This is a genomic window from Paracoccus alcaliphilus, assembly GCF_028553725.1.
GTDB lineage: Bacteria > Pseudomonadota > Alphaproteobacteria > Rhodobacterales > Rhodobacteraceae > Paracoccus > Paracoccus alcaliphilus.
The window spans coordinates 254,498-279,105 of the sequence record NZ_CP067125.1 but is presented as its reverse complement, the minus strand read 5'-3'; the positions used below and the strand labels follow the sequence as shown (position 1 = coordinate 279,105).

Sequence of the window (24,608 nt, the reverse complement as noted above, 5' to 3'; positions counted from 1 at the left end):
ATGGACCTGCAACTTCGCAACATCAGCCATTCCTATGGCCCGGTCGAGGTCCTGCGCGATATCTCGCTTGATATTCCGCAGGGGCAGATCGTCTGCCTGATCGGCCCATCGGGCTGCGGGAAATCGACGCTGCTGCGCTTTCTGGGCGGGCTGGAACAGCCCCTGTCCGGGCAGGTGCTGCAACTGGGCGCCCCGCCTGCGGATTCGCTGAACCCGCTGACCTATGTGTTCCAGCATTTCGCCCTGCTGCCGTGGCGCACGGTCGAGGGGAATATCCGGCTGGTGCTGGAGGATCACGGATTGTCGCGCCGGGAGATGGACCAGATCGTTACCGACGTTCTGGCCCGCACCCGGCTCAGCGAGTTCCGCAAGGCCCTGCCCAAGCAGCTGTCGGGCGGGATGCGGCAAAGGGTGGCGATCAGCCGGGCGCTGGCGGTGCGCCCCGCCGTCATGCTGATGGATGAACCTCTGTCGGCGCTGGACAGCCAGACCCGCGAATTGCTGATGGACGATCTGGTCGCGCTGTGGATCCGCAAGCCCTTCACCTCGGTCTATGTCACCCATAACCTGAACGAGGCCGTCCGCCTTGGCCACCGGGTCGTGGTGCTGTCGCGCCGCCCCGGTCAGGTGCGGGAAATCGTCGATATCGACATCCCCTTGTCCGAACGTCATCTTGGCCATCCCGCGCTGGAGGACCGGCAGGCCCATCTGTGGGACCTGATGCGGGACGAGGCACGCGCCGCCGATCAGGAACTGCTTGATGGATAACAGCACGCAAACCGCCCGCCCGGTCCCCTTCCGGGGCGGCGGGTTCCAGCCCGTGCCGATCCGCGGCGTGGCCATCGCGCTGTTCGCCCTGCTGCTGATCGTAGCCGAGATCGGCACCCGCAGCGGCTGGATTTCGGCGCTGACCCTGCCCCGCCCCTCGGCCGTGTTCGGCACGCTTTACCGGCTGTGGGATACCGGCCTGTTATGGACGCATCTTCTGCCCTCGTTGCAGCGGCTGCTGGTGGGCGGCAGTCTGGGGCTGGCCGCCGGGATCGGGCTGGGGGTGATGATCGGGCTGTTCAGCCTTGTTCGCGCCGGTCTGGTGCCGCTGGTGGCGGCACTGTTCCCGATCCCCAAGATCGCGCTGCTGCCGCTGTTCGTGATCTGGTTCGGCATCGACGAGGCGTCGAAATACGCCCTGATCGCCTTTGGCACCTTCACCCCCACGGTGGTCGCGACCTATGGCGCGGTGGACAATGTTGACCGCACCCTGATCCGCATGGGGCAAAGCTTCGGGATGAGCTGGCTGTCCATCGTTCGCAAGATCGTGCTGCCGGGCGCCTTCCCCGCGATCCTGTCGGGCCTGCGGGTGTCGATCTCGATCGCCATCATCCTGCTGGTCGCGGCCGAGATGCTGGGCGCGCGCTATGGCGTCGGCTCCTATATCCTCGAAGCCGGGTCGCTTTATGATCTGGAAAAGCTGTTCGCGGGGGTCACCATCCTGTCGCTGATGGGCCTGATCGTGAACGCCGTGATCGGCTGGGTCGAGCGTTCCTTCATCAACTGGCGATGACACAACCCCGACCATAACAGAGTTGACGCGCCGGGTGCGCGTCACTACACGCACCCGTGACGGTTTCCGATTTCGGAATGAAAAGGGAACGCAGTGCGGACGCTTGTCCCATGCTGCGGCTGCCCCCGCAACTGTAGGCGGAGAGCCTTTGCCAACGGCCACTGGGTGCGATCCCGGGAAGGCGGCAAATGGTGTTGACCCGCAAGCCAGGAGACCTGCCGTCAGCCGTTGTCACGCGTGAACACATCGGGCGGGGTGCCCCGGTGGGACAGTCATCCGCCCGCAGATGGCGGGCAACCGGATGTCGCGTTTGCAGTGACGGTGAACCTATCGCTGGAGCCACATTCGTGCGCCATCAATCCGCTTTCCGGTCCACGCGCCGTCGCGCGCAGGACAATATCTCCGCTCATGCCCATATCCGAAACCGCAGCGCGGCCCTGCTGGCCCTGCTGATCGGTACGGCATCGCCCGCCGCCGCGCAGGATGATCTGGTGCTGGACACGATCACCGTCGAAGGACTGTCCTTTGGCGCGGGTCTGGATATTCAGACGCCTTCCACCGCGGGCAGCCGTCTGGGGCTGAGTTCCTTCGACACCCCTGCCAGCGTGCAGGTGATCGGGGCGCAGACCATCCGGCAGCGCGGGCAGCGCGATGTCAATCAGGCCATCGCCCAGAACGGCACCGGCATCAGCTTTCACGGGTCTCCGGGCAATGGCGGCACCTCGTTCAGCATGCGGGGCTTCAACGGTCATGCCTCGGTCACGCGGCTTTATGACGGCACCCGGTTATATCCGGGGTCGGGCACCATCACCTTTCCCTTCGACAGCTGGAGCGTGGAGCGGATCGAGATCCTCAGCGGTCCCGCCTCGGTCCTTTACGGCGAAGGCGGCGTCGGCGGCGCCATCAATATCATCCCGAAACGTCCCCTGACCGACCGCAGCCGGAACGAGATCCGCGCGACGGTGGGTACAGACGGCCAGCGCGGACTGGCCTTCGGCAGCGCCGGCCCGATCAACGAGGTTCTTGCCTACAGCTTCGACGTCAATGGCGCGGCAGCGGATGGCTGGCTGGACCGCAACGACACCTCCAGCCTGTCGCTGTCGGCGGCGCTGCGCTGGCAGGCGACCGAGGATCTGGCGCTGACGCTGTCCCATGATTATGGCGACAACAGGCCGGGCAGCTATTTCGGAACGCCACTGGTCGATGGTCGCATCGACGAACGCGTGCGTGATCGCAATTACAATGTCGGCGACGATCTGGTCCGCTTCAAGGACGCCTATACCCAGTTGCGGGCCGAATGGACGCCTGCGGATAACGTGACGATCCGCAGCAACAGCTATTACCTGACCAGCGACCGCAACTGGCGCAATGTCGAGGATTACCTCTATCGCCCCGAAACCGGCGATGTGCTGCGGCAGTTCTATATCGCGATCAACCATGATCTGGAACAGATCGGCAACCGCACCGACGCCACCATCCAGACCACGCCCGGCGGGATGGAAAACACCACCACCATCGGTTTCGACGTGAACCGGATCAAGTTCAGGAACACCAACAACTCACCCTATCCGGGCGAGTCGGAGGTGGATTTCCTCAATCCGCAGCCGGGTTCCTTCGGGCCGCATGACATGGCGACCACCGCCGATACGACCACCGATCAATATGCGCTGTTCATCGACAACCGGTTGCAGATCAACGACCAATGGGCACTCGTCGGCGGGCTGCGCTATGACAATCTGCGCGTCAGCCGCGTCGATCCGGCCTTTGTCCACCGGCTGGATTCCACCAGCTGGCGGTTGGGCGCGGTCTATAACCCGGTGCCCGATGTCGCCATCTATGCGCAATATTCCCGCGCGGCCGAACCGATCGGGAATGTCCTGTCGCTGTCCGAAAGTCAGGCGGATCTGAAGCTGACCAAGGCGCGACAGCAGGAAGTCGGCATCAAGTTCGGCTTTATGGACGGGCGCGGCGATGCCACGCTGGCGGCTTACCGGATCGTCAAGAACGATCTGCTGGCCCGCGACCCCGATGACCCGAACATCACCTTGCAGATCGGGCAGCAAAGCGCCAAGGGGGTCGAGGCGGCTGTCGGGTTCGAAATCACCCCGACCCTGCGCATCGACGTGAACGGGGCGCTGATCTCGCCGCGCTATGACGATTACCTGCAATCGGCGGGTGATTATTCCGGCAACCGTCCCCCGAATACCCCGCGCCGCGTGGCCAATATCTGGGGATCATGGGCCTTTGCCGAGGGTTGGGTGGCCCGCGCCGGCGCGCATTACGTGAGCGAGGTTTTCACCAATGACGCCAACACCACCACGCGCCCGTCCTACACCGTGGTCAATGCCGGGCTGCAATGGAAGCCGCGCGAGAACATGAGCCTGGACCTGAACATCCATAACCTGACCGACCGGCTTTATGCGACCTCGGGCGGGGCGACCCAATGGCTGCTGGCACCGCCGCGCAGCGCATCGCTCGATTTCCACGTCACCTTCTAGGATGGCCCAGGATCTGAAGGTGCGGGGCCTGTGCTGGGGCCCGCATCCCGCCCGGCGGATCATCGAAGAGATCAGCTTTGATGTATCCGCCGGTTCGACCACGGTGATCGTCGGTGCGAACGGGGCGGGGAAATCGACACTGCTGCGCAGCATCTATCGCCAGAACCGCCCCGATGCCGGGCAAGTCATGGTCGGCGGGCGCGATATCTGGCAGATCCCCGCGCGCGATTCCGCACGCCTGATCGCGGCAGTCCTGCAAGAGGTCGCGCCCGATTTCGCCTTTACCGTGCAAGAGGTCGTGGCGATGGGCCGCATCCCCCATCACGACAGCCTGTTTTCGCGCCGCAGGGCGGATGACGCGATCATCGCACAGGCCCTGTCCGATTTCGAGCTGGCGGATTTCGCCGACCGGCCCTTCAGCGGGTTGTCGGGGGGCGAAAAGCAGCGCGCCCTGCTGGCCCGCGCCATCGTCCAGCAGCCGCAACTGATCGTGCTGGACGAGCCGACGAACCATCTGGATATCCGCCATCAGCTTGAGATCATTCAGATGCTGCGGCGTCTGGACATGACCGTCCTGGTCACGCTGCACGACCTGAACCTTGCCGCCGCGCTGGCCGATCAGGTGCTGGTCATGCGCGACGGCCGCATCTGCGCGCTCGGTCCCCCCAAGGCGGTGCTGACGCCGGACACCATCCGCACCGCCTTCGAAGTCGCCGCCGATATCGACTGCCATCCCCGGACCGGCAGACCACGTTTTTCCTTCGATCTGCTGCCTTGAAAGGCCCGCCATGACCCGCCTTTTCGCCACCCTTGCCGCCCTTTGCCTGACCACCCTGCCCGCCACCGGCGCCGACTTCCCCGTCACCGTCACCAGTTGCGACCGTCAGATCAGCTTTGACGCCCCGCCCGAACGTGCCATCGCCCACGGCTCGAACCTGGTCGAGATCATGCTTGCGCTGGGGTTGGAGGATCGGATGCTGGGCTATAGCGGCCGGATCGAGCGGGTTCAGGCCGCGACCGATCTGTTCCCCGCCGCCGCAGCCCTGCGCCCGCTGCAACGCGATTACCCGACGCTGGAGGTGCTGCTGGAGGAAGAAACGGATTTCTATTTCGCGGGCTGGAGCTATGGCATGCGCGTCGGCGGAGAGGTCACCCCCGACAGTCTGGCCCGCTTTGGCATCCCGGTCTATGAGCTGTCGGAATCCTGCATCCGGCTGGGGCAGAAGAACCGGCCCGGCTTCGACTATCTGTTCCGCGATCTGGAAAATCTGGCGGCGATCTTCGGCGTGACGGAACGGGCGGATGCGCTGATCGCGGATTACCGCGCCCGACTTGACCGCGTGGCCCAAAAGGTCGCCGCGCAGGATCAGCGGCCCCGCATCTTCATCTATGATTCCGGCGACAAGGTGCCCATCACCGCGGGCGGCTATGCCATGCCGCAGGCGATCATGGAGGCGGCGGGCGGCACCAATATCGCCGGAGATATCCAGAACAGCTGGGTCCGCATCGACTGGGAAACCGTCGCCGAACGCGATCCGCAGGTGGTCGTGATCGTCGATTACGGAGAGGTTACGGCCGCCGAAAAGATCGCCTTCATGAAGGACCACCCCGCCTTTGCCCATATCGCCGCGATCCGCGACGACCGCTTTCTGGTGCTGGGCTATGACGACCTGACCCCCGGCCCGCGCAATATCCTCGCGGTCGAGCGTCTGGCCGATTTCCTTCACGGTGGTTGAGATGGATTTCCTGCGACAGCGCTTTGCCTTGGTCTGCATCATCGGGCTGGCCCTGTGCTTCGTCTCGGTCACGCTGTCGGTCAGCATCGGCTCGACCCCGATCCCGGCGGGCACGGTCTGGCGGGTCGTGCTGCACAAGCTGTCGCTGCTGCCAGTGACGCCCGACTGGACCGAAGGGCGGGCCAACATCATCTGGGATCTGCGCCTGCCGCGCGCCCTGCTGGCGGCGATGGTCGGCGCCGGGCTGGGCATGGCGGGGGCGGTAATGCAAAGCGTGACGCGAAATCCGCTGGCCGATCCGCATCTGCTGGGCGTGTCCGCCGGGGCGGGCTTCGGGGCCAATCTGGCGATCCTGATGCTGGGCAACCTGCTGGGCGTCTTTACCGTGCCGCTGCTGGCCTTTGCCGGGGCGCTGGCAGCCACCGGCATCGTGGTCTCGGTCGCGGGCTTCACCCACAGCACCGGCCCCACGCGGCTGGTGCTGGCCGGGCTGGCGGTGTCCTTCGTCATCGCGGCGGGCAGCAACGTGCTGATCATGCTGGCCGATCCCCGCGCGATCAGTTCCGTCGTGTTCTGGATGCTGGGGGGATTCGGCCTTGCGCAATGGGGCAATCTGATCTTTCCCGCCGTGGCCCTGCTGTTCAGCGGGGTGGTGTTCCTGCGCTTTGCCGAACCGCTGAACGCACTGGCCATGGGTGATGAAAGCGCGGCAACCCTTGGCGTCAATGTGCGCCGGTTGCGCATCCTGATCCTGACCGTCAGCGCCTTTCTGACCGGCGTGCTGGTCGCCTTTTCCGGAATGATCGGCTTTGTCGGGCTGATGATGCCGCATATCGCGCGGCTGCTGATCGGCGGAGACAATCGCCGCGTCCTGCCCGCCAGCGCGATTCTGGGGGCAATCTTTCTGGTGCTGGCCGATGTCGTGGCGCGGCGGCTGACCGCCCCCAACGACATGCCCATCGGGGTGGTGACCGGACTGATCGGCGGGTTGTTCTTCATCGCTCTGCTGACCCGACAGCGCGGCTGACGCCGCAAGCGGCGATCTGTTGCCTTCCTTGCGCCTTGTCTGCAGTTTGGCCGTTGCTGTTGAAGGTTTGTTGATAAGCTGACCAATTGGCGACGCGGTCGTCATCCAAGGGAATCACGATGAGCTCGGTCAATGTTCTTCTGCAAATGGCTGGATCGGTGGCCTTGCTGCTGTTCGGGTTGTCGCTGGTGCGCAGCGGCATGGACGAGGCCTTCGGCCTGCGCATGAAGATGATCCTGGGCTTCGGGACTCAAACCAGTCCGCGGGCCTTCCTGTCGGGCCTGATCGCGACGCTGGGACTGCAATCCTCGACCGCGACGGCGCTGCTGAGCGCGTCCTTCGTCAAGCGCGGCATGATCAGCGGCAAGATGGCGCAATTCGTGCTGCTGGGCGCGAATGTCGGAACCGCGCTGACGGCCCTGATCATTTCCACCGGGATCAGCGAATTCGCCCCGGTGCTGATCCTGATCGGCTATGTCCTGCGGCGGCGGAAGGGCGCGATCTGGACCGGGGGCGGCCATGCCTTCATCGGAATCGGGCTGATGCTGATCTCGCTCAGCCTGCTGGAACATGCCACCGCGCCGATCCGCGATTCGACCGAGCTTGCGGCCTTCCTGCCGGTTCTGCACAGCGCGCCGCTGGCCGCGCTGGCGCTGTCGGCGGTGATCGCGGTGCTTTGTTCATCCTCGCTGGCGGCGGTGCTGCTGGTGCTGTCACTGGCGCTGCCGCCGGAACTGGCCGTCATCATGGTGCTGGGGGCCAATCTGGGCGGCGCGGTGCCGCCGGTGCTGGCCACCACCGCCGATGGCCCGGCCTCGCGACGCCTGACGACGGGAAACCTGCTGGTGCGGGCGCTTGGCTGTCTGCTGGCCTTTCCCTTCGCCGGACAGATCGGGCATCTGCTGGAAACCCTGCCATTCCAGCCCACCGGACTGGCGGTCGAGGCGCATCTGATCTTCAACCTCGCCCTGACCGTGGTGCTGTGGCCCTTTGTCGGGCTGATTGCCCGGATCCTCCTAAGTCAATTGCCCGATGAGGAGCCGATCGAGGCCGAAGCCAGCCTGTGGCTGGACGAGACGCAGCTGGGCACGCCGCTTCTGGCACTGACCGGCGCCAGCCGCGAGGTGCTGGCCATCGGCGATCTGGCCGAAAGGATGATGATCCAGACATTGACCGCATTCCGGACCAACGACACCAGCTATCTGGCCGAGGTGGTCGAGCTGGAACAGCGCATCGACCGGCGCCAGCAAGAGGTCAAGAACTATCTGTCCCGGCTTGGCGCCCACGGCACCGAGGAAGAGCGGCGGCGGGCGATCAACATCCTCGATTACGTCATCAACCTCGAACATATCGGCGACATCATCGACAAGGGGCTGTGCCCGGACGTTCGCAAGAAGGCGGGTTTCGGGCTGCGTTTCTCGGATGACGGTTATGGCGAACTGGAGCGGATGTTCCTGATGACGCAGGAAAACCTGCGCATGGCCCAGACGGTGTTCATGACCAGCGACCGGGAAATGGCGCGCAAACTGGTCGAGTTGAAGGTCGATATCCGCAATTTCGAGAAGCAATCCTCGGAACGGCACCTGATCCGCCTGCGCGACGGCACATCGGCAAGCCGCGAAACGTCGTCCCTGCATCTGGATATCCTGCGGGACCTGAAGCGGATCAACGCCCATGCGGTCTCGGTCGCCTATCCGATACTGGACGAAGAGGGATTGCTGGTCGAAAGCCGCCTGCGCTCGCACGGGACCGAAGCTTGAAACGCCGGGGCGCATCCGCCCCGGTGTCACGCCTCAGGATGCAAAGGACAGCTGCACCTTGATCGCGCGGCAACGGTCCTGCGCCATATCGAAGGCCACAAGGGCCGAACCGATATCATGGGTCGCACTGATGATGGCCCGGACATCAATGGCGCGACGGTCGATCATCCGCACCGCAGCCGCATATTCCGCCGTAAAGCGATGCGTTCCGATAAAGGCGATCTCTTTGCCGACGATGAGGTTCAGCGGCACCGCAACCTCGCCCGCGACCCCCACGGCCACAACCGTCCCCTGCGGGCGGGTCGCCTGAATGGCGGCCCTGATCGCCGGGGCGGCAGCGGAACATTCGAATGCGACATCGAAATGCCCCTTGCCAGTGGCATAGCCCGCCAGCAGGTCGGGCTGGGTGCGGATGTTGATGGTTTCGGTCGCGCCCATGCGGCGGGCGATATCCAGCGGGTAATCCTCCAGATCGGTGACGACGATCTGCTCGGCCCCGGCATGGCGCAGGGCGGCAACGGTCAGCGCCCCGATCGGACCCGCCCCGGTGACCAGCACCCGTTTCCCCGCCAGATTGCCCGCACTGGTCCCGGCACGTTCAAGCGCATGCAGACAGACCGCCAGCGGTTCGGCGCAGGCGGCCTCGGCCAGCGAGACCTCGGGGTTTTCCAGCCGCACGCATTGCGCGGCATCCACCACCATCAGGTCGCGAAAACCGCCCTGCTCGTGCGGGAACCGCAGGGCAGAACCGAAAAAGCGCATGGTCAGGCAATGTTGCTGCAACCCCTGCCGGCAATAGGTGCAGGCGTTGCATGGGCGGCTGGGATTGATCGCAACGCGTTCGCCTTCCGCCAGCCCCTCGACCCCGGACCCAAGGCCACGGATGGTGCCCGCGACCTCGTGGCCCAGAATGATCGGCTCTTGCACGCGGATGGGACCGAAGCCACCATCCTTGAAGTAATGCAGATCCGACCCGCAGATCCCGCCCGCACCCATCGCGATCAGAACCTGACCGGGACCGGGGGCCGCCACGTCAATTTCCTCGATGCGGATATCGCCTTGGCCATGCAGCCTGCAAACACGGGTTTTCATCGGTTTTTCCCTATTGGCCCATCAGGGTGGTCGGCAGCCAGGTCGCGAAGGGCGGATAGTAAGAGACCATCAGCAGCACGATGATGTTCGAGATCAGGAACGGAATCACCGCCCGGATCACCCCCGCCAGTGGCACCCGCGCAATATTGCAGGCGACGAACAGACAGACCCCGACTGGCGGTGTCGTCAGACCGATCATCAGGTTCAGAACCGCGAAAGTCGCGAAATGCAGCGGATCGATGCCGACGCTGGTCGCCAGTCCCAGCAGCGGCACGAACAGGATGATCAGCGCGGCAATGGTCTCCATGAACATGCCGATGATCAGCAGCAGGATATTGATCAGCAGGATCACCAGAATCGGGTTCTCGGTGATCGACAGGACCGTGCGGACCAGCAGTTGCGGGATCCGCTCGGACGCGAGGATCGAGCCGAAGACATTGGCAAAGCCCACCAGCGCAAGGATCCCCGCCGAGGAAACCGCGCTGTTGATGACAATGCGCGGCACCGCGCGGATCGGCAATTCGCGATAGACGAAAGCGCCGATGATGAAGGCATAGATGCAGGCCACGATGGCCGTTTCCGTGGGTGTGGCCACCCCGGTCAGCAGCCCGCCGATGATCAGGCCGGTCATGGCCAGCGCCCAAAAGGCGGCAAGGAAGGCGGCCAGCAGTTCCCCCCAGCCCTTCCATGCCTGCCGCGGAAAGTTGCGGCGAATGGCAAGGATATAGCAGGTGATCCCCATGCCGATCCCCATCAGCACACCCGGCACCGCCCCGGCAAGGAACAGTTGCCCGACCGAAATGCCCGACAGCGCGCCCACGATGATCATCGGCACGCTGGGGGGCAGCATCGGTCCCACCGTCGAAGAGGCCGCCGTGATCGCCGCCGAGAAATCCGCCGGATAGCCGGACTTCTTCATCCCGGGGATCATCACGCCCCCGGTCGCGGCCACATCGGCGACTGCGGTGCCCGACACGCCGCCGAACATCATCGAATCCGCAACATTCGCCATCGCCAGCCCGCCGCGCATCCAGCCGACCAAGGCATTCGCCAGCCGGATGATCCGTTCGGTGATGCCGCCGAAATTCATCAGGTTCCCGGCAAGAATGAAGCCGGGGATGCACAGCAGCACGAACACATCCATGCCCGCATACATGCGCTGCGGGATGATGACGACCGGCAGCCCCGCCGCAAGAATATAGGCCAGAGACGACAGGCCAAGGCATATCGCAACCGGCACACCAATGGCGAGCGTCCCGAAGAACGTGGCCAGAAGCAGGAAAAGCTCCATTATTCGAAATCCTCGACAGGTTGGGGGCGCCCGTCATCGACGCCCGCAAGCATCGAGATCACACGCAGCAGCGCAAACAGGCAAAGCAGGACCGAAAGCACCAGGATCGACGCATGAATGATGTCCATCGGCCAGCGCAGGCTTGGTGATTGCTGGAACGAGCCGATTTTGGTGAACCGCCATGCAGGCAGGATCATCACCGCACCCAGAATTCCGGTCAGGACCGTGGCGACAAGGCGCATCACCCAGGCGACGCTTTCCGGCACGGTTTCCTGCAACAGATCCACGTTGACCAGTTCTCCGGTCATCAGCGACAGGCCGATGCCAAAGGCCACCATGTACAACAGCAGGTAACGCGAAAGCTCTTCGGTCCAGACCGGCGAGGGCAGCCCGAAGGTTCGGGTCACGATCTGGATCGTGACGACGGCGATCAGCGCGAAGAATGAAACCCCCACCGCCGCCCGGCTGACAAACGCCAGAAGGCGTTGCAGGAAAGCCAGTTTTTGCATCAGTTACAGACCTTTGTCGGCGGCCAAGCCGGGTTGGCCGCCTGTTTGACGGGTTAGTTGGCGAAAAGTTCCTCGACAATCGGACGGATGGTTTCGTCCACGCCTGCGATCACGGCATCGCGGGACGCTTCGGCAAAGGCCTGCTGGTCCACTTCGACAAAGGTCATGCCCTTGGCTTCCAGATCAGCGCGGATCAGCTGCTCATCCTCCAGAAACTGCTCACGCTCGAACGCCTGTGCGACGGCGGCGGCTTCAAGAACATGCGCCTGATCCTCTTCCGACATCTTCTGCCAGACCTGCTCGGCGATGGTCAGATAGATCCAGCCGCGCACATGTTCGGTCAGGTTCACATGGGTCTGCACCTCGTTGAACGACGCCGACTGGATCAGCGCCAGCGGGTTTTCCTGCCCCGCGATGGTGCCATTCTGAAGCGATGTGAAAACCTCGGAAAAGGCCATCGGCATCGGCTGCGCACCAAGCGCGGTCCAGGTATCGACGAACAGCGGCACATTCGGCACGCGCATCCGCATCCGCTGCAATTCCTCAGGGGTGGTGATCGCGCGATTGGCGGTCAGGTTGCGCGGACCACGGGCGAAATAGGCGATGGGGCGGACCTGCGCGCGGGCAATGATCTCGGCCTCGATCTGGTCGCCGATCTCGCCACTGGCAACCGCGTCCATCTCTTCCAGCGAGTTATGGGCATAGGGAATCGCCAGCAGCGCGGCCATCGGTGCCCAGTTTTGCAGGCTCTCGCCGGTAATGGTCATCTCGACCGTGCCCAGTTGCATGCCGTTGATCAGGTCGATCTCGCGGCCAAGCGAGTCGTTGGGATAGACCTCGACCGCGATGCGGCCATCGGTGCGGGCTGCAACCTCTTCGGCAAACAGCATCGAGGCCTTGTGCCACGAGTTCTGTTCATTCGCGAGATGGCCCAGCTTCAGCGTCATCTCCTGCGCCACGGCGCCGGTCGCGAATGCGGCGAATGCGGCGCCCGTCACCAACGTCTTGAACGTCCCGATTGAGATCATGTCCTTCTCCTCCTTGGCAGGTCTTTGGCGCAGCTATCGCGCCGTGTTGAACAGTTCCGGACGTGCTTTCTCCACCTCCGGCAGGGATTTCAGGATCTCTCGCAGATGGGCGCGCATCGCGGCCTCGGCCCCGGTCACGTCATTGGTGCAGATCGCGTCCACGATGCGGGCATGCTGGATGATCAGGGTGCGGATGTGGTCCTTCTGCACGCTGAGATATCGCACGCGGTCCATCTGAGCTTTCACATCTTCGACCACGCGCCACGCATAGGGATTGCCCGCCATCTCGGCCAGCGTGCGGTGGAAAAGCTCATCCAGCCGCACGAATGTGTCGTTGTCGTAATCGTCCATCCGCTTCTGGGCCGCGATCTGATCCTGCAGTTCAGCGCGGATGGGCCCGTCGCAGTTTTCGGCCACCATGCGGACCACATCCGCCTCGATCGCCTCGCGCACGAAACGGGCATCCATGACGGCCTGATGAGAGATGCGGGTGATCATCGTGCCGCGTTGCGGGCGGATCTGGACCAGCCCGGCCTCGGACAGCTTGATGAACGCTTCGCGTACCGGCTGGCGCGATACCTGATAGGCGCGCGCGATCTCGGTTTCCGAGATGACCTCGCCCGGCAGCAGTTCGGTGCGCACGATGCGGCCACGCAGCAGCTGATAGAGCTGCGGCGCAATCGCCACTCCCGCATCAAGGCCACCCGTGTCGTTCATCCGGTATCCTCCTGCTCTATCTATCTTGCATACTTCCATACTAGTCAACTTTATATCGCATGGCCGTCACGACTGCCCGCACATCCGCAAGGCGGTGCCCTATCTTCCATTGACATCACCCATAATAATCATTAGCTGGCTATCGAATAATTCATTAGCCAGCTAACTATTCTTCAAGGGGCGTGTCATGCCGCAGAATACCCGCGTTCTCGAAGTGCTGTTGCAGCTGATGCGCGAGCTTCGCCGCAATTATGATGCGCGGGCCGAAGCCGTGGGTCTGACCATGTCCCGCGCCCGCGCATTGACGACGCTGGTGCAGATGGAGGGGGCGACCCAGGCCGCGCTTGCCGCAAAGCTGGAGATCGAGGCACCGACGCTGAAACGGCAACTGGACGCGCTGGAACAGGGCGGCTTTATCGAGCGGCGCCCGCTGGAAGGCGATGCCCGCAAGAACGCCCTTTTCCTGACCGACCGCGCCCGCAATTCGGATATCGTCGAGTTCACCCGCCGCGTCCGGGCCGACCTGATCGACGGGTTGAGCGAGGCGGAGCTGGCCAATACCGCGCAGGTGCTGGAGCGGCTGCTGGACAACGTCAAGAAGCTGTCCCGGCAATGAGCGATACAGCGGCAAATCCCCCGGCGACGCCCGTTTCCCATCCGCCTTTGCCCGTCCCTGCGGCGCTGGCCTATATGGGTGCGGCGGTCGTGCTGGCCTTGTCGCAGGGTCTGGGTCAGGGCTTTGTTTCGACCAACATTCCCCAGATTGCAGGCGATCTGGGGATCACGACGACGCAGGCAAGCTGGCTGATGGCGGCCTATATGATCCCGCGCGCCTCATTGCCGCTGATGCTGATCAAGATCCGCACCCAGTTCGGTCTGCGCCGCTTTGCCGAAATCGGAATCGTCGCCTATGTCGCGGTGGCCTTCGCCTCGGTCTGGATCAGCGATTTCCGCTCGGCAGTGGTGGTGCAGGTCCTGTCCGGCGCGGCGGCCGCGCCGCTGTCCACATTGGCCTTCATGTACATGCTGGAGCCCTTGTCGCCGCAGTGGAAGATGCGGCTGGGACTGCCGATGGCGATGGCCGTGTTGATGGCGGGGCCGACGCTGGCGCGGGTCGTGTCGCCGGCACTGATCGGCGATGGTGGCCTGACATGGATACATCTGACGGCGCTTGGCATGGCGATGGTGTCGCTGATGCTGGTCTTCCGGCTGCCGCTGCGGCCAGTGCCGCATATGAAGGTGATCCAGCCGCTGGATTTCCTCAGCTTTGCGCTGATCGCCTTCGGGTTCTCGGGCATCACCATCGGCTTTGTCATGGGACCGATCCATTACTGGGGCGACGCCGCATGGATCGGCACGCTGATGGCGGCCTCAACAGGGGCGCTGGCGATCACCGTCGCGATAGAGCTGAACCGCGCCACCCCCCTGCTGGACATCCGCTGGCTTGCCAGTCCGGCCATCCTGCACCTGACGGCGACACTGTTCCTGTTCCGGCTGATCCTGTCGGAACAAAGCACCGGCGCGCCGCGGATGTTTCAGGTGCTGGGCATCGCCCCTTCGCAGATGACCGGGCTGTTCGCGATCATCACGCTGGCCAGCGTTCTGGGCGGGCTGGCCTGCGTGGCGTGGATCAGGCCGCAGCGGGTGCCGGCGTTCCATTTCATCGCGCTGATGCTGATCGCAACCGGCGCGTTCATGGACAGTCAGGCCACCATCGACACGCGCCCGGCGCAGATGGTGGTCAGTCAGGCGCTGATCGGCTTTGCCGGGATGCTGTTCATGCCGCCTGCGATGATGGCGGGGCTGATCTCGGCGCTGGCGAAAGGTCCGCAATACCTGCTGTCCTTCGTGATCGTGTTCATCGCCACGCAAGCCCTGGGCGGCGTGATCGGATCGGGTGCCTTCACCAGCTTCATCAACCACCGTCAGGCCGCGCATTACCAGACCCTGATCGAGCAGGTCTCGGCCACCGACACCCTCAGCACCCAGAGCATCGCCGCCCGGGCGGCAGGACTGGCGCCGCAGATCGGCGACATCGCGGCCCGCAATGCGCAGGCGGCGTCGCTGATCGCGCAGGATGCAACCAGTCAGGCCTATGTCATGGCCTATAACGACGCCTATCTGCTGACCGCGCTGATCGCGGTTCTTGCGGCAGCGGCACTGTCGCTGCATGTGGCCCGCGACCGGATGGCGGCGCGGATGACGCCTGCGCAGACGTATTCTTCGGACGTAAAATCATGAAAAAAGAAAACATCCTTCCCACCGCAATCGCCCTCATCATCGGTCTGGCCGGTGTCCTGCTGCTGCTTTTCGCATGGCACCTGCCGCCCTTCTCAGCCTCGCAGCCGACGACCGAGAACGCCTATATCCGGGGCAGGATCACCATGATTTCGCCTCAGGTCGCGGGCTATGTCAGCTCGGTCGAGGTGGACGATTTCCAAAGCGTCGCGGAAGGCGATGTGATCGCCCGTATCGACGACCGCATCCCGAAACAAAAGCTGGCGCAGGCCGAGGCCCAGCTGGCCGCCGCCCGCGCCGCCTTGCAGGTCGCCACGCAGAATGTCGCCTCGGCCGAAGCGGTGGTGCAGGCCGATCTGGCCGGGGTCGAGGCCGCGCGCTCGGCGCTGGTTTTGGCCCGGACCAGCCGGGACAGGTCCGAGGCGCTGCGGACCCGTGGCGTGGCCTCTCAATCCTCGGCCGATCAGTCCGAGATGTCCCTGCAACAGGCCGAGGCCGCCGTCACGCAGGCGCAGGCGCAACTGGATGTGCAGCACGAAGCCGTCAGATCGGCCCGCGTCGCCCTGCAATCGCGAAACGCCGATATCGCCAGCGCCAAAGCCGCCGTCGAGCTGGCCCGGATCGAGCTGGACAACGCGGTGATCCGTGCGCCCGCCGATGGCGAACTGGGTCAGATCAGCGTGCGCGTCGGGCAATATGTGACACCGGGAACCGCCATGGCCGCGCTGGTCGGTCAGGATGTCTGGATCATCGCGAATTTCATGGAGACCAGTCTCAAGGGACTTGAACCCGGCGAGGTGGTGCATTTCACCGTCGATGCCATGCGTCACCGCGCCTTTACCGGCAGGGTCGAGTCCTTCTCTCCGGCGACGGCATCGGAATACAGCCTGCTGTCGGGCACCAATACCAGCGGCAATTTCACCAAGATCGCACAGCGTCTTCCGGTGCGGATCTCGATCGACCCGGATCAGGACATGGCCCAATATCTGCGCCCCGGCATGTCGGTCATCGTCCGGGTGGATACCGACAGCGCGCCCCGCCACGGCTGACCGGGCGCGTCATGACCACCACTGAATCTGGATCGCGCGATCTGGCCCGACTGGACCCGATGCTGGACAGAGCCGGGGTCAGGGATACGTTGGGGCTGGCCTGACCGCCGGGCGACAAGATGTCGTGGCAGCACATCCATCCGGCGATTTGCGCGATAAAACTGTGCCACTGGGGCGAATGAGCAACAGCTTTGCCCCCTCGGGCCGCAAGCGTGACCTGTTCATGAAAACGCCGCGCTCGCCTGGTGTTTCCGCCAGCGTCTTATGAACCGGTGCTGACGAGGGCACCATTTGTCCAGCCTTCTAAACCGATTACGCCCTTGCCCCGGCAGGCGCCCTGCCCCTCATGCGCGCCCCTGGCGACCTTCGGGAAACAGTCCACCTGACGGGCAGCGGTATCTGGATTGCCGCTGAGTGAGATGGACGAATCGTGAATCCTGCCCACCTGCCCATTAATTCAACCGTCATATACAAATCGGCGGTTTACCGCCTATGGGTCGGTTTGCTATACTTTGCTGGCAGATTGGTCGCAAAGCACAAACAACAAGCAGAGCGGCCGCAAATAATGACGAAAATGTGCCGGACCCGGCCCGCAGGCGACCTCGCGTTGCTGTGGGAGCGTGTGGCTGCGTCCCGGCATCAGTGAGGCAGCGCGGTTGAAACGACTGAGTGGGTTCTGGGGGCTTCTGACCGGCTATTGGGCGTCGGAACGCTGGCGAGAGGCATGGCTGCTGACCGTGATCATCCTTGCGATGACCACGCTGCTCAGCAAGGCCAGCGTCTGGGTCGCCCTTGCCAGTGCCGACTTTCTGGCCTCGCTGGCGAATTTCCATGGCGCAGATGCCGGGATCAATCCCGGACGCACCGTCCTGCTGGCGGCCTCGGCCTATCTGGCCATCTTCCTCAGCCGTTCCACCGGGGTGGCGTTGCGGCATTTCATCTCGGCCACGCTGCATCGCCGGGCGCGGGGCTGGCTGGTCGGTCAGTTCAACGATGCGATCCTGTCCGATGAGCGCGTTGCGCTGGACCTGATGAGCGACCGCTCGGCAACGGGGGACAGCTCGCGGATGCCCGATGCCATCGACCAGCGGGTGGATGAAAGCTCTGCCAGCCTTTATGGCGGGATCATCGGGCTGGCGATGGGGCTGTGGGGGGCGGTCACCTCGATCTATTTCGTGTTCTCGGCCCTGCTGGAACGCAGCCAGACGGTGCCGTTTCTGGACCGCTGGGGGGCGCAGGCGAACAGCACGCTGGAACGCTGGGTCGGCACCGGGCATGTCGATCTGGTGCCGGGCGAATATGGCACGGCGCTGCTGTGTCTGACGCTGATCGTGATCTATGTCCCCACCATCACCTTCGTGGCGTGGAAACTGGGCCGCATCATCGAACGGCTGAGCATCCAGCGGCAGCGCCGCGATGGGGCATGGCGTGGCGAATGGGGCATCATGCTGAACCGGGTCGCGCAACTGGCCGCGGGTCGCGGCGAGCGCGCGCAAAGCCGGATCAACGAGCGGCTTTACACCGATCTGGACCAGACATGGGGCAAGCAGAACTGGCTGGCCGCCGGGATGATGCTGTTCAACAGCCTGTATAACTTCCTGTCCTCGCGCCTGCTGGCCTATCTGCCCGCGCTGCCGGCCTATATGGCGGGAAACCTGAATTTCCGCGATTTCGTGGCCAGCAGCGAACTGACGGCAGAGCTGATCGGCGATGTGTCGTGGTTCATCAACGTGATGCCCGCGATCGCCACGCTGCGCGCCAATGCCGCCCGCCTGACCGAACTGGCCCGCGCCATCGAGAGGGTGCGGGAACGCCAGGAATTCTATGCCGAAACCGGGATCAGCCGGTTCCGGCGCATCCGCAGCCCAAAGGGGCCGGTGCTGGCGCTGGAGGATCTGCACCTGCATCATCGCGGCCATGACACCGCCGCCTTCGTGACGGTGCCGCGACTGCGGCTGTATCCCGGCGACCGGATCTATCTGAACGGCCAGAATGGCTGCGGCAAAAGCAGCCTTCTGAAGGCCGTGGCCGGGATCTGGCCCTATGGCGAAGGACAGGTCGCAATGCGGCAGGGGGCGCGGCTTTTCTTTGCCGGGCAGGAGCCCGACGTGCCCGACCGCCTGTCGCTGAAGGCGCTGGTGACCTATCCCGACCACCCCGAGCAGCATTCCGACATCGCCGCCGCCTCGGCCCTGTCGCGGGTCGGGCTGGGCGGGTTCGTCCATTGCCTTGGCGATGACCTCTATCAAGGCAAGAACTGGCGCGACGTGTTTTCCGGCGGACAGAAGCAGCGTCTGGTTCTGGCGCGCATCCTGCTGGCCAAACCCGATATCCTGCTGCTGGACGAGGCGACCGCCGCGCTGGATGTCGATGCCATCGTGGAGTTCCACATGACGCTGTGCGAGTGCCTGCCCGAGACTGCGGTTCTGGCGGTGCTGCACAGCGAAACCGCACCATTTGACCCCGACGGCGCGCCCTTCTATTCCTCGGTGCTGGAGATCCGGAATGGCGTCGGGCAGTTGCGTCCGGTCCTTATGGGCGAATCCGACGCCCTCCGCCACGCCGCCGAATAGGAACGCAGCCACTGGGGAAGGCGCATGGACAGTCTCGCCGTCGTCAAGGATCTGATGGCCCGGATGACGCTGGATGAAAAGATCGGACAGCTGAACCTGCTGGCCGCGGGCGAAGGGCTGGTGACCGGCGCGCAACAGGCAACCCCGCTGTCGCAGCGGCTGGATGCGGGACAGGTCGGCGCCATCTTCGGCACCAAATCGCTGGCCACCGCCCGAGCCATGCAGGAACGCGCATTGGCCGGATCGAGACTGCGCATCCCGCTGTTCTTTGCCGAGGACGTGATCCACGGGCACCGCACCGTGTTTCCGCTGAACATCGCGCTGGCTTGCAGCTGGGACATGCGCCTGATCGAGGACACCGCCGCCTTTGCCGCCGCCGAGGCCGCAGCCGAGGGGCTGCATCAGGTCTATGCGCCGATGATCGACATCAGCCGCGATGCCCGCTGGGGCCGCATGGCCGAGGGTCCGGGCGAAGACCCCCTGCTGGCCTCGCGCATCGCCGCCGCCGCCACGCGCGGGTTTCAGGGATCCGGGCCGGGCGTGGCGGGTCGCGTCGCGGCCTGCCTGAAGCATTTCGTGGCCTATGGCGCGCCGCAAAGCGGGCGGGATTACGACAATGCCAGCCTGGCATGGGAGGATCTGCTGGAAACCCATTTGCCGCCTTTCGCCGCCGGGCTGGAGGCAGGCGCGGCCAGCGTCATGGTGGCCTTCAACGCCGTGAACAGGCTGCCGATGCACGCCAATGGTCCGCTGATACAGGGCTGGCTGCGCGGGCGGCAGGGCTTCGACGGGCTGGTGGTGTCGGACTATACCGGCGTGAAGGAACTTGTGTCGCACGGACTGGGGCCGGCTGCGGTTTCGGTGGCGCGGGCGATCCATGCGGGCGTGGACATGGATATGGTGGGCGAGGATTATCTGCGCGAATTGCCCGCACTGGCCCACCACGGGCTGCACGCCCCCGAGGCCGGGCTGTCCCTGCCCGCGCATCGGATCGTCGGGCTGATCGACAACGCCTGCCGCCGTGTGCTGACCTTCAAGGCCCGGCTGGGGCTGCTGGGCGATCCGTTCCGGGGAATGGGCAACACGGCGGCGCCTTCGCGCAGCGATGGCCGCAAGCTGGCGCGACAGGCCGCCGCGCAATCGGCGGTGCTGCTGAAGAATGACCGGCTGCTGCCGCTTTCGCCCACGACGAGGATCGCGCTGATCGGTCCCTTCGCAGCGGATCGGGCGAATATGCTGGGCACATGGGCGGTCTCGGGCCGGGCCGGGGATGTCGTCACGCTGAACGATGCCGTGACCGCGCTGACCGGCCAGACCCCGGCATGTGCATGGGGCGCAAATATCGTGGACGAGCCGTGGCTGGAACAGCGCCTGAATGTCCACGGCCAGACCGTGACCCGCGATCCCCGCGGCGAATCCGATCTGCTGGCCGAAGCTGTCGCGGCGGCCCGCGCGGCGGATGTGATCGTCGCGGCGGTGGGCGAGGCCAAGGAACATGCGGGCGAATCCTCGTCGCTTCTGTCGCCGGACCTGTCTGCCCCGCAACGCCGCCTGATCGCGGCGCTGGCCGGGACGGGCAAGCCGCTGCTGGTGGTGGTCTTTGCCGGACGACCGCTGGCCATCGGTGACATTGCCGGGCAGGCCGACGCGCTGCTTTATGCGTGGCATGGTGGCGTGGCAGGCCCCGAAGGCGTGGCGGATCTGATCTTTGGCGCAGCGGAACCTGCGGGGCGGCTGGCGGTGTCGCTGCCCGCGCATCCGGGCGAGGTGCCGCTGACCTATGCCAGCGACCCGACCGGGCGACCCTTTCCCGGACGCTTCGCCAAGTTCCTGACCGGCTGGCTGGACCTGCCCGACGATGCGCCGCGCTTTCCCTTCGGTTTCGGCCTTGGCTTCGGTCAGATCCGCTATGACCCGCCCGGCCTGTCGCAGGAAACCGCCGAGGCCGACCAGACCGTCACCCTGCGGATCACGGTTCAGAATACCGGCACCCGTCAGGCGATCGAGACCGTCCAGCTTTACGCCAGCGACCCGGTGGCCCGCGTCACCCGGCCGGGCCGCAAGCTGATCGATTTCACGCAGATCACGCTGGCCCCGGGGGAAAGCCGCGAGGTCTTGTTTCCGATCACGGCGGATCAGTTCCGCTATCCGCTGGCGCCTTCGCTGGAGGCCGCCGAATGGGTGCGCGATCCGGGCCTGATCCGGCTGCATGTCGGTCCCAACAGCCGCGACACCCAGACGTTGGAGCTGACATGGCTGTCCTGAGGGGCCTTGACGACGCCGCGCTGCGCGACCGCGTGGCGCAGGCCTCCGCGCTCTATTTCCTCGACTGGAGCCATCCTGTCAGCGGCATGGCGCGCGAACGCAGCGGCGGGGCCTTCGGCTATGACGTGGCGGAAACCGTCTGCACCGGCGGCACCGGCTTTGGCCTGCTGGCGCAGATCGTGGCGGCGGAGCGCGGCTGGCGGCCCCGGCGCGATATCCTTGACCGAACCGAGCGGCTGGTGGGCTTTCTGGAAACCGCCGACCGCTTTGACGGGGTGTTTCCGCATTTCCTGCATGGCACCACCGGCCGGGCGCTGCCCTTCATGCCCGGCGACGATGGCGGCGATCTGGTCGAGACCGCCTTTCTGATGCTGGGCCTGCTGGGCGCGGGGGTCTATTTCAGCGAAGAGCCGTCGCTGGCCGCCCGTATTCAGGCGCTGTTCGACGCCGTGAACTGGGCCGCGCATCTGCGCGATGACGGCGCGGTCATGTGGCATCGCCATCCCGACCGCCCCTGGCCCTCCAACGCCCTGCCGATCCGGGGCTGGAACGAGGCCCTGCCGGTCTTTGTCCTTGGTGCCGGTTCGCACAGCCACCCGATCCCTGCGCGATCCTATCATCAAAGCTGGGCGCGGGCCCCCGCCTTTCGGAACGGTCAACGCTATGGCACGGTGACGCTACCGCTTGGTCCCGACTGGGGCGGGCCGCTGTTTCTGTCGCAATATCCGTTTCTGGGCATCGATCCGCGCGGATTGCGCGACGACTATGCCGATTACGGCGTGCAGGCCCGCGCCCATGCGCTGGTCAATCGCCACCACTGTCTGCGCAACCCGCATGGCTGGAAGGGTTACGGCCCGGATCTCTGGGGTCTGACCGCCAGCGATGATCCGGACGGCTATGTCGCGCATTCCCCGACCGAGGATACCGGCACCATCACCCCCTCCGCCGCGCTTGGGTCGTTTCCCTTTGCCCCGGACGAGGCGATGCCGGTGCTGCGCCACATGCATGATGATCTGGGCGACTGGATCTGGGGCGACGCGGGCTTTGTGGACGCCTTCAGCCCGGCGCATGACTGGGCCGCCGACAGCCGGCTGGCCATCGATCAGGCACCCATCGTCATCGGGCTGGAGAACCACCGCTCGGGCCTTTTGTGGCGACTGGTCTCGGGGCGGCCCGAGGTGCGGCGCGGCTTGCAGGCCCTTGGCTTCACCGCCCCCTATCTGGCCTGAAGCGCGGCATCCCTTGCGGCCACGGCCTCCAGAAACGCCGCCGCCGACCATGTCAGGTCCATGCAGGAACGCGGCGCACCGGTGCGGCGGTCGAACTGCTCGGGCAGCGGGCCGGGCGGGCGCGGGGCAACCGTTTCGATCAGATGCATCCACGCCTCGGCCTTGGTGAATGCCGCCGCCTCGCCGCTGTCCGCAGCGATGCGATAGTGCAGCTCGGCAAAGCCGAGGGTCGTCGGATACCACGGATTGCCATCGAAATAGGCATCCCCCGCCCATCGCCCGATGGCGGGAACGGCCCTGCCGCCGTTGATCGGGTAAAGCGCGGTAAAGGTCTTTTCCAGCGCGGCAATCGTTGCGCGGGTTCGTGGGGCGGAGATGGCAAAAGGGCCGTGCCTGCGCCGGAGGTGCAGAATGGCAAGGCAGGTGGCGGCGTCCGTATGGCCCGCTGGCGCCTCGATGCTTTCCCGCCAGCCGCCGGTCGTGTCATCCTGCGCCGTCCCGATCAGCGCGGCAAGCCGGTCGGCGGAAGCCCGGCAATCCGGGCAGGCAGCCGCGCCCCGGTCCAGCGCATCCCATTGCGCCAGCAGGGTGAATGTCGTGCGACGCGGCGGGGCTTCCTCCCACGGGCCGACCGAGGGTCGACCGGCCATGCGCAGGGTATGGGCAAGGTCGCGGGCGATCAGCATTTCGGCCTGCGGGCTGGCGGCTTCGGGCAAATCCTCAAGGATCGCCATCATCGCCGACGCCCTCAGCGCGGGCCCGTCGTCCTGCGGCCTGCTCCATCGTTCAAGATCGGGCAATCCATCCGCCGCCACGCGCGGCTCGGCCAGCCACGCATCCCCTGTCAGGGCCGCAAGTTCCGCATCGGGGCGCAGGAATTCAGCGTGGCCGGGCCGGGTCGATGCCCGCAGCGGATTGACCGCCGGACCCTTGCGCTCCGGGTCCGAGACGGCCAGCGAAAAGGTGACGAAATCGGCGATGAAACGCAGCCAGAACGGCCGCGCCTGCGGGTCCGCCCTGATGGCCAGCGGAACGGCCCGCAGAACGATGGCGGAATCGCGGATCCAGTGATGGAAATAATCCGGCTCGGGGTCCCACCCGGCTATGCGCGGCGAAGCCAGAACCGAACCCGCCGCGGGCCGGACGCGCCAGCCAAAGCCCTCTCGGTGGTGGATCAGATGGGTGGCGGAACAGGCATTGCGCATGGCGCGGGCCGAGGCCAGCCGCTGCGCCTCGATCCAGCCCGGATCAGGTGCATCCATCCCCGACCCCAAGCGCCGAAAGCGCGGCGGCGAACATGCGGCCGCATGCCTCGCCCGCCGGGCAATGATGCGCGTTCGGCAGGGCGGCAAAGAAGCGCCCGTTCGCCGCTGCCGCGAAATAGGCGCGGGCATCGGGCAAGGGGATCAGCCCGTCCACCTCTCCGGTCACGACCGCAAGGGGCGCTGTCACGCTGTTCAGCGCGGGTTCGGCATCCGCCGTCTGCATCTCGACGAAATAGAGCGGTGACTCGCGCCGGGCGGCCTCGATCGCAGATGGCCCCATCGCCTCGCGCGCGCGCAGCAGAACCCGGCCCGACATGGGCGGCGACACGGCAAGAACGTGATGCGTGTCGGGCGAGGCGCTGGCCAGATGCGCGATGGCAAAGCCGCCAAGGCTGTGCCCCGCCAACCCGCGCGGCGCGTCCGGCCATTGCTGCGCGACCCAGGCCCAGACCCCGGCGGCGGCATCGGTATGGCCGGCGAATGTCACCTGTTCGGGCGGGCCGGACATGGGCAAAGCCGCCGAATTCGGCAGTTCCGGCGCAGCAACCCGCCATCCGCGCGCCAGATAGGCATCCGCGATCTCGGCGATCTGCGGCTGTCCGGGCGCGCCATTCCGGCCATGAACCAGCAGCACGGTGCCGTCCGGCCTGCCCTCCGGCTCGGCCACGACCACCGGCATGGCGCCAAGGGCGGTCGGCGCATCAAGGCGCCGGGCGGAGTCGGTCCAGATGGTTCGCGTCTGTGTCATCCCGCCGATCCTATCGCGATCC

At 65.3% G+C, this 24,608-nt stretch carries 20 protein-coding genes and 1 riboswitch; of the genes, 13 read left to right on the top strand and 7 right to left on the bottom strand.

The genetic code is table 11. The features are described 5' to 3' along the window. From JHW40_RS19670 to JHW40_RS19640, 7 genes are all read left to right on the top strand, one after another. Window positions 1–768: an ABC transporter ATP-binding protein gene (locus JHW40_RS19670; protein ID WP_090610455.1), complete on the top strand. Its 768-nt coding sequence runs from the start codon at window positions 1–3 to the stop codon at window positions 766–768. Next, window positions 761–1,561 carry an ABC transporter permease gene (locus JHW40_RS19665; protein ID WP_090610456.1) on the top strand — a complete coding sequence of 267 codons (801 nt, stop codon included), beginning with the start codon at window positions 761–763 and terminating at the stop codon, window positions 1,559–1,561. Before JHW40_RS19670 ends, JHW40_RS19665 begins: the two co-directional genes overlap by 8 nt. A 43-nt stretch (window positions 1,562–1,604) precedes the next feature. Further along, window positions 1,605–1,798: riboswitch (cobalamin riboswitch) on the top strand. A 110-nt stretch (window positions 1,799–1,908) separates the two neighbouring features. Continuing rightward, a complete protein-coding gene (locus tag JHW40_RS19660; RefSeq protein ID WP_244519101.1) occupies window positions 1,909–4,059 on the top strand; it encodes a TonB-dependent receptor in 2,151 nt (716 codons plus the stop codon). Window position 4,060: 1 nt separating this feature from the next. Continuing rightward, window positions 4,061–4,837 carry an ABC transporter ATP-binding protein gene (locus tag JHW40_RS19655; RefSeq protein ID WP_090610457.1) on the top strand — a complete coding sequence of 259 codons (777 nt, stop codon included), beginning with the start codon at window positions 4,061–4,063 and terminating at the stop codon, window positions 4,835–4,837. A 10-nt stretch (window positions 4,838–4,847) separates the two neighbouring features. Then, complete coding sequence (locus tag JHW40_RS19650; RefSeq protein ID WP_090610458.1) at window positions 4,848–5,795, top strand: ABC transporter substrate-binding protein; 948 nt, start codon at window positions 4,848–4,850, stop codon at window positions 5,793–5,795. Window position 5,796: 1 nt separating this feature from the next. Continuing rightward, entirely contained in the window at window positions 5,797–6,822 is a 1,026-nt protein-coding gene (locus JHW40_RS19645) for a FecCD family ABC transporter permease (protein ID WP_090610459.1), read from the top strand. Between the two features lie 119 nt (window positions 6,823–6,941). After that, on the top strand, window positions 6,942–8,582 hold the full coding sequence (locus tag JHW40_RS19640; protein WP_090610460.1) for a Na/Pi cotransporter family protein: 1,641 nt from the start codon (window positions 6,942–6,944) through the stop codon (window positions 8,580–8,582). Window positions 8,583–8,615: 33 nt separating this feature from the next. On the opposite strand, the gene JHW40_RS19635 is transcribed toward JHW40_RS19640, so the two are convergent. The 5 genes from JHW40_RS19635 to JHW40_RS19615 are packed head-to-tail and all read right to left on the bottom strand — an operon-like array spanning window position 8,616 to window position 13,219. Beyond that, window positions 8,616–9,674: an L-idonate 5-dehydrogenase gene (locus JHW40_RS19635; RefSeq protein ID WP_090610461.1), complete on the bottom strand. Its 1,059-nt coding sequence runs from the start codon at window positions 9,672–9,674 to the stop codon at window positions 8,616–8,618. Window positions 9,675–9,684: 10 nt separating this feature from the next. Next, window positions 9,685–10,965, bottom strand: a complete 1,281-nt coding sequence (locus JHW40_RS19630; protein WP_090610462.1) for a TRAP transporter large permease — start codon at window positions 10,963–10,965, stop codon at window positions 9,685–9,687. Beyond that, window positions 10,965–11,474 carry a TRAP transporter small permease gene (locus tag JHW40_RS19625; RefSeq protein WP_090610463.1) on the bottom strand — a complete coding sequence of 170 codons (510 nt, stop codon included), beginning with the start codon at window positions 11,472–11,474 and terminating at the stop codon, window positions 10,965–10,967. Before JHW40_RS19625 ends, JHW40_RS19630 begins: the two co-directional genes overlap by 1 nt. Before the next feature lie 53 nt (window positions 11,475–11,527). Continuing rightward, complete coding sequence (locus JHW40_RS19620) at window positions 11,528–12,502, bottom strand: TRAP transporter substrate-binding protein (protein ID WP_090610464.1); 975 nt, start codon at window positions 12,500–12,502, stop codon at window positions 11,528–11,530. 33 nt (window positions 12,503–12,535) lie between these two features. Continuing rightward, window positions 12,536–13,219, bottom strand: a complete 684-nt coding sequence (locus tag JHW40_RS19615) for a GntR family transcriptional regulator (RefSeq protein ID WP_090610465.1) — start codon at window positions 13,217–13,219, stop codon at window positions 12,536–12,538. A 187-nt stretch (window positions 13,220–13,406) separates the two neighbouring features. On the opposite strand from JHW40_RS19615, the gene JHW40_RS19610 reads away from it, so the two are divergent. From JHW40_RS19610 to JHW40_RS19585, 6 genes are all read left to right on the top strand, one after another. Continuing rightward, complete coding sequence (locus tag JHW40_RS19610; protein WP_090610466.1) at window positions 13,407–13,835, top strand: MarR family winged helix-turn-helix transcriptional regulator; 429 nt, start codon at window positions 13,407–13,409, stop codon at window positions 13,833–13,835. After that, window positions 13,832–15,460 (top strand): MFS transporter, encoded by a 1,629-nt coding sequence (locus tag JHW40_RS19605; RefSeq protein WP_090610467.1) that lies wholly within the window; start codon window positions 13,832–13,834, stop codon window positions 15,458–15,460. Before JHW40_RS19610 ends, JHW40_RS19605 begins: the two co-directional genes overlap by 4 nt. Beyond that, a complete protein-coding gene (locus JHW40_RS19600) occupies window positions 15,457–16,506 on the top strand; it encodes an HlyD family secretion protein (RefSeq protein ID WP_090610468.1) in 1,050 nt (349 codons plus the stop codon). The genes JHW40_RS19605 and JHW40_RS19600 overlap by 4 nt, the downstream gene beginning before the upstream one ends. Window positions 16,507–17,162: 656 nt before the next feature. Further along, window positions 17,163–19,079 carry an ATP-binding cassette domain-containing protein gene (locus JHW40_RS19595; protein WP_170851724.1) on the top strand — a complete coding sequence of 639 codons (1,917 nt, stop codon included), beginning with the start codon at window positions 17,163–17,165 and terminating at the stop codon, window positions 19,077–19,079. A 24-nt stretch (window positions 19,080–19,103) separates the two neighbouring features. Then, a complete protein-coding gene (locus JHW40_RS19590) occupies window positions 19,104–21,344 on the top strand; it encodes a glycoside hydrolase family 3 N-terminal domain-containing protein (protein ID WP_090610470.1) in 2,241 nt (746 codons plus the stop codon). Continuing rightward, window positions 21,332–22,573 (top strand): glucoamylase family protein, encoded by a 1,242-nt coding sequence (locus tag JHW40_RS19585; protein ID WP_090610471.1) that lies wholly within the window; start codon window positions 21,332–21,334, stop codon window positions 22,571–22,573. The genes JHW40_RS19590 and JHW40_RS19585 overlap by 13 nt, the downstream gene beginning before the upstream one ends. Here JHW40_RS19585 and JHW40_RS19580 read toward each other — a convergent pair. Continuing rightward, complete coding sequence (locus JHW40_RS19580) at window positions 22,561–23,835, bottom strand: glycoside hydrolase family 15 protein (protein ID WP_090610472.1); 1,275 nt, start codon at window positions 23,833–23,835, stop codon at window positions 22,561–22,563. The genes JHW40_RS19585 and JHW40_RS19580 overlap by 13 nt on opposite strands. Then, window positions 23,822–24,586 carry an alpha/beta hydrolase gene (locus JHW40_RS19575; RefSeq protein WP_090610473.1) on the bottom strand — a complete coding sequence of 255 codons (765 nt, stop codon included), beginning with the start codon at window positions 24,584–24,586 and terminating at the stop codon, window positions 23,822–23,824. Before JHW40_RS19575 ends, JHW40_RS19580 begins: the two co-directional genes overlap by 14 nt. Between the last annotated feature and the right edge of the window lie 22 nt (window positions 24,587–24,608).

Bases quoted from the DNA above. Each gene is read 5' to 3' on its own strand.
- JHW40_RS19645 (WP_090610459.1), top strand. From the start codon at position 5,797: ATGGATTTCCTGCGACAGCGCTTTGCCTTGGTCTGCATCATCGGGCTG.
- JHW40_RS19615 (WP_090610465.1), bottom strand. From the start codon at position 13,219: ATGAACGACACGGGTGGCCTTGATGCGGGAGTGGCGATTGCGCCGCAG.
- JHW40_RS19670 (WP_090610455.1), top strand. From the start codon at position 1: ATGGACCTGCAACTTCGCAACATCAGCCATTCCTATGGCCCGGTCGAG.
- JHW40_RS19630 (WP_090610462.1), bottom strand. From the start codon at position 10,965: ATGGAGCTTTTCCTGCTTCTGGCCACGTTCTTCGGGACGCTCGCCATT.
- JHW40_RS19605 (WP_090610467.1), top strand. From the start codon at position 13,832: ATGAGCGATACAGCGGCAAATCCCCCGGCGACGCCCGTTTCCCATCCG.
- JHW40_RS19590 (WP_090610470.1), top strand. From the start codon at position 19,104: ATGGACAGTCTCGCCGTCGTCAAGGATCTGATGGCCCGGATGACGCTG.
- JHW40_RS19655 (WP_090610457.1), top strand. From the start codon at position 4,061: ATGGCCCAGGATCTGAAGGTGCGGGGCCTGTGCTGGGGCCCGCATCCC.
- JHW40_RS19600 (WP_090610468.1), top strand. From the start codon at position 15,457: ATGAAAAAAGAAAACATCCTTCCCACCGCAATCGCCCTCATCATCGGT.
- JHW40_RS19640 (WP_090610460.1), top strand. From the start codon at position 6,942: ATGAGCTCGGTCAATGTTCTTCTGCAAATGGCTGGATCGGTGGCCTTG.
- JHW40_RS19625 (WP_090610463.1), bottom strand. From the start codon at position 11,474: ATGCAAAAACTGGCTTTCCTGCAACGCCTTCTGGCGTTTGTCAGCCGG.
- JHW40_RS19610 (WP_090610466.1), top strand. From the start codon at position 13,407: ATGCCGCAGAATACCCGCGTTCTCGAAGTGCTGTTGCAGCTGATGCGC.
- JHW40_RS19620 (WP_090610464.1), bottom strand. From the start codon at position 12,502: ATGATCTCAATCGGGACGTTCAAGACGTTGGTGACGGGCGCCGCATTC.
- JHW40_RS19635 (WP_090610461.1), bottom strand. From the start codon at position 9,674: ATGAAAACCCGTGTTTGCAGGCTGCATGGCCAAGGCGATATCCGCATC.
- JHW40_RS19665 (WP_090610456.1), top strand. From the start codon at position 761: ATGGATAACAGCACGCAAACCGCCCGCCCGGTCCCCTTCCGGGGCGGC.
- JHW40_RS19585 (WP_090610471.1), top strand. From the start codon at position 21,332: ATGGCTGTCCTGAGGGGCCTTGACGACGCCGCGCTGCGCGACCGCGTG.
- JHW40_RS19650 (WP_090610458.1), top strand. From the start codon at position 4,848: ATGACCCGCCTTTTCGCCACCCTTGCCGCCCTTTGCCTGACCACCCTG.
- JHW40_RS19580 (WP_090610472.1), bottom strand. From the start codon at position 23,835: ATGGATGCACCTGATCCGGGCTGGATCGAGGCGCAGCGGCTGGCCTCG.
- JHW40_RS19575 (WP_090610473.1), bottom strand. From the start codon at position 24,586: ATGACACAGACGCGAACCATCTGGACCGACTCCGCCCGGCGCCTTGAT.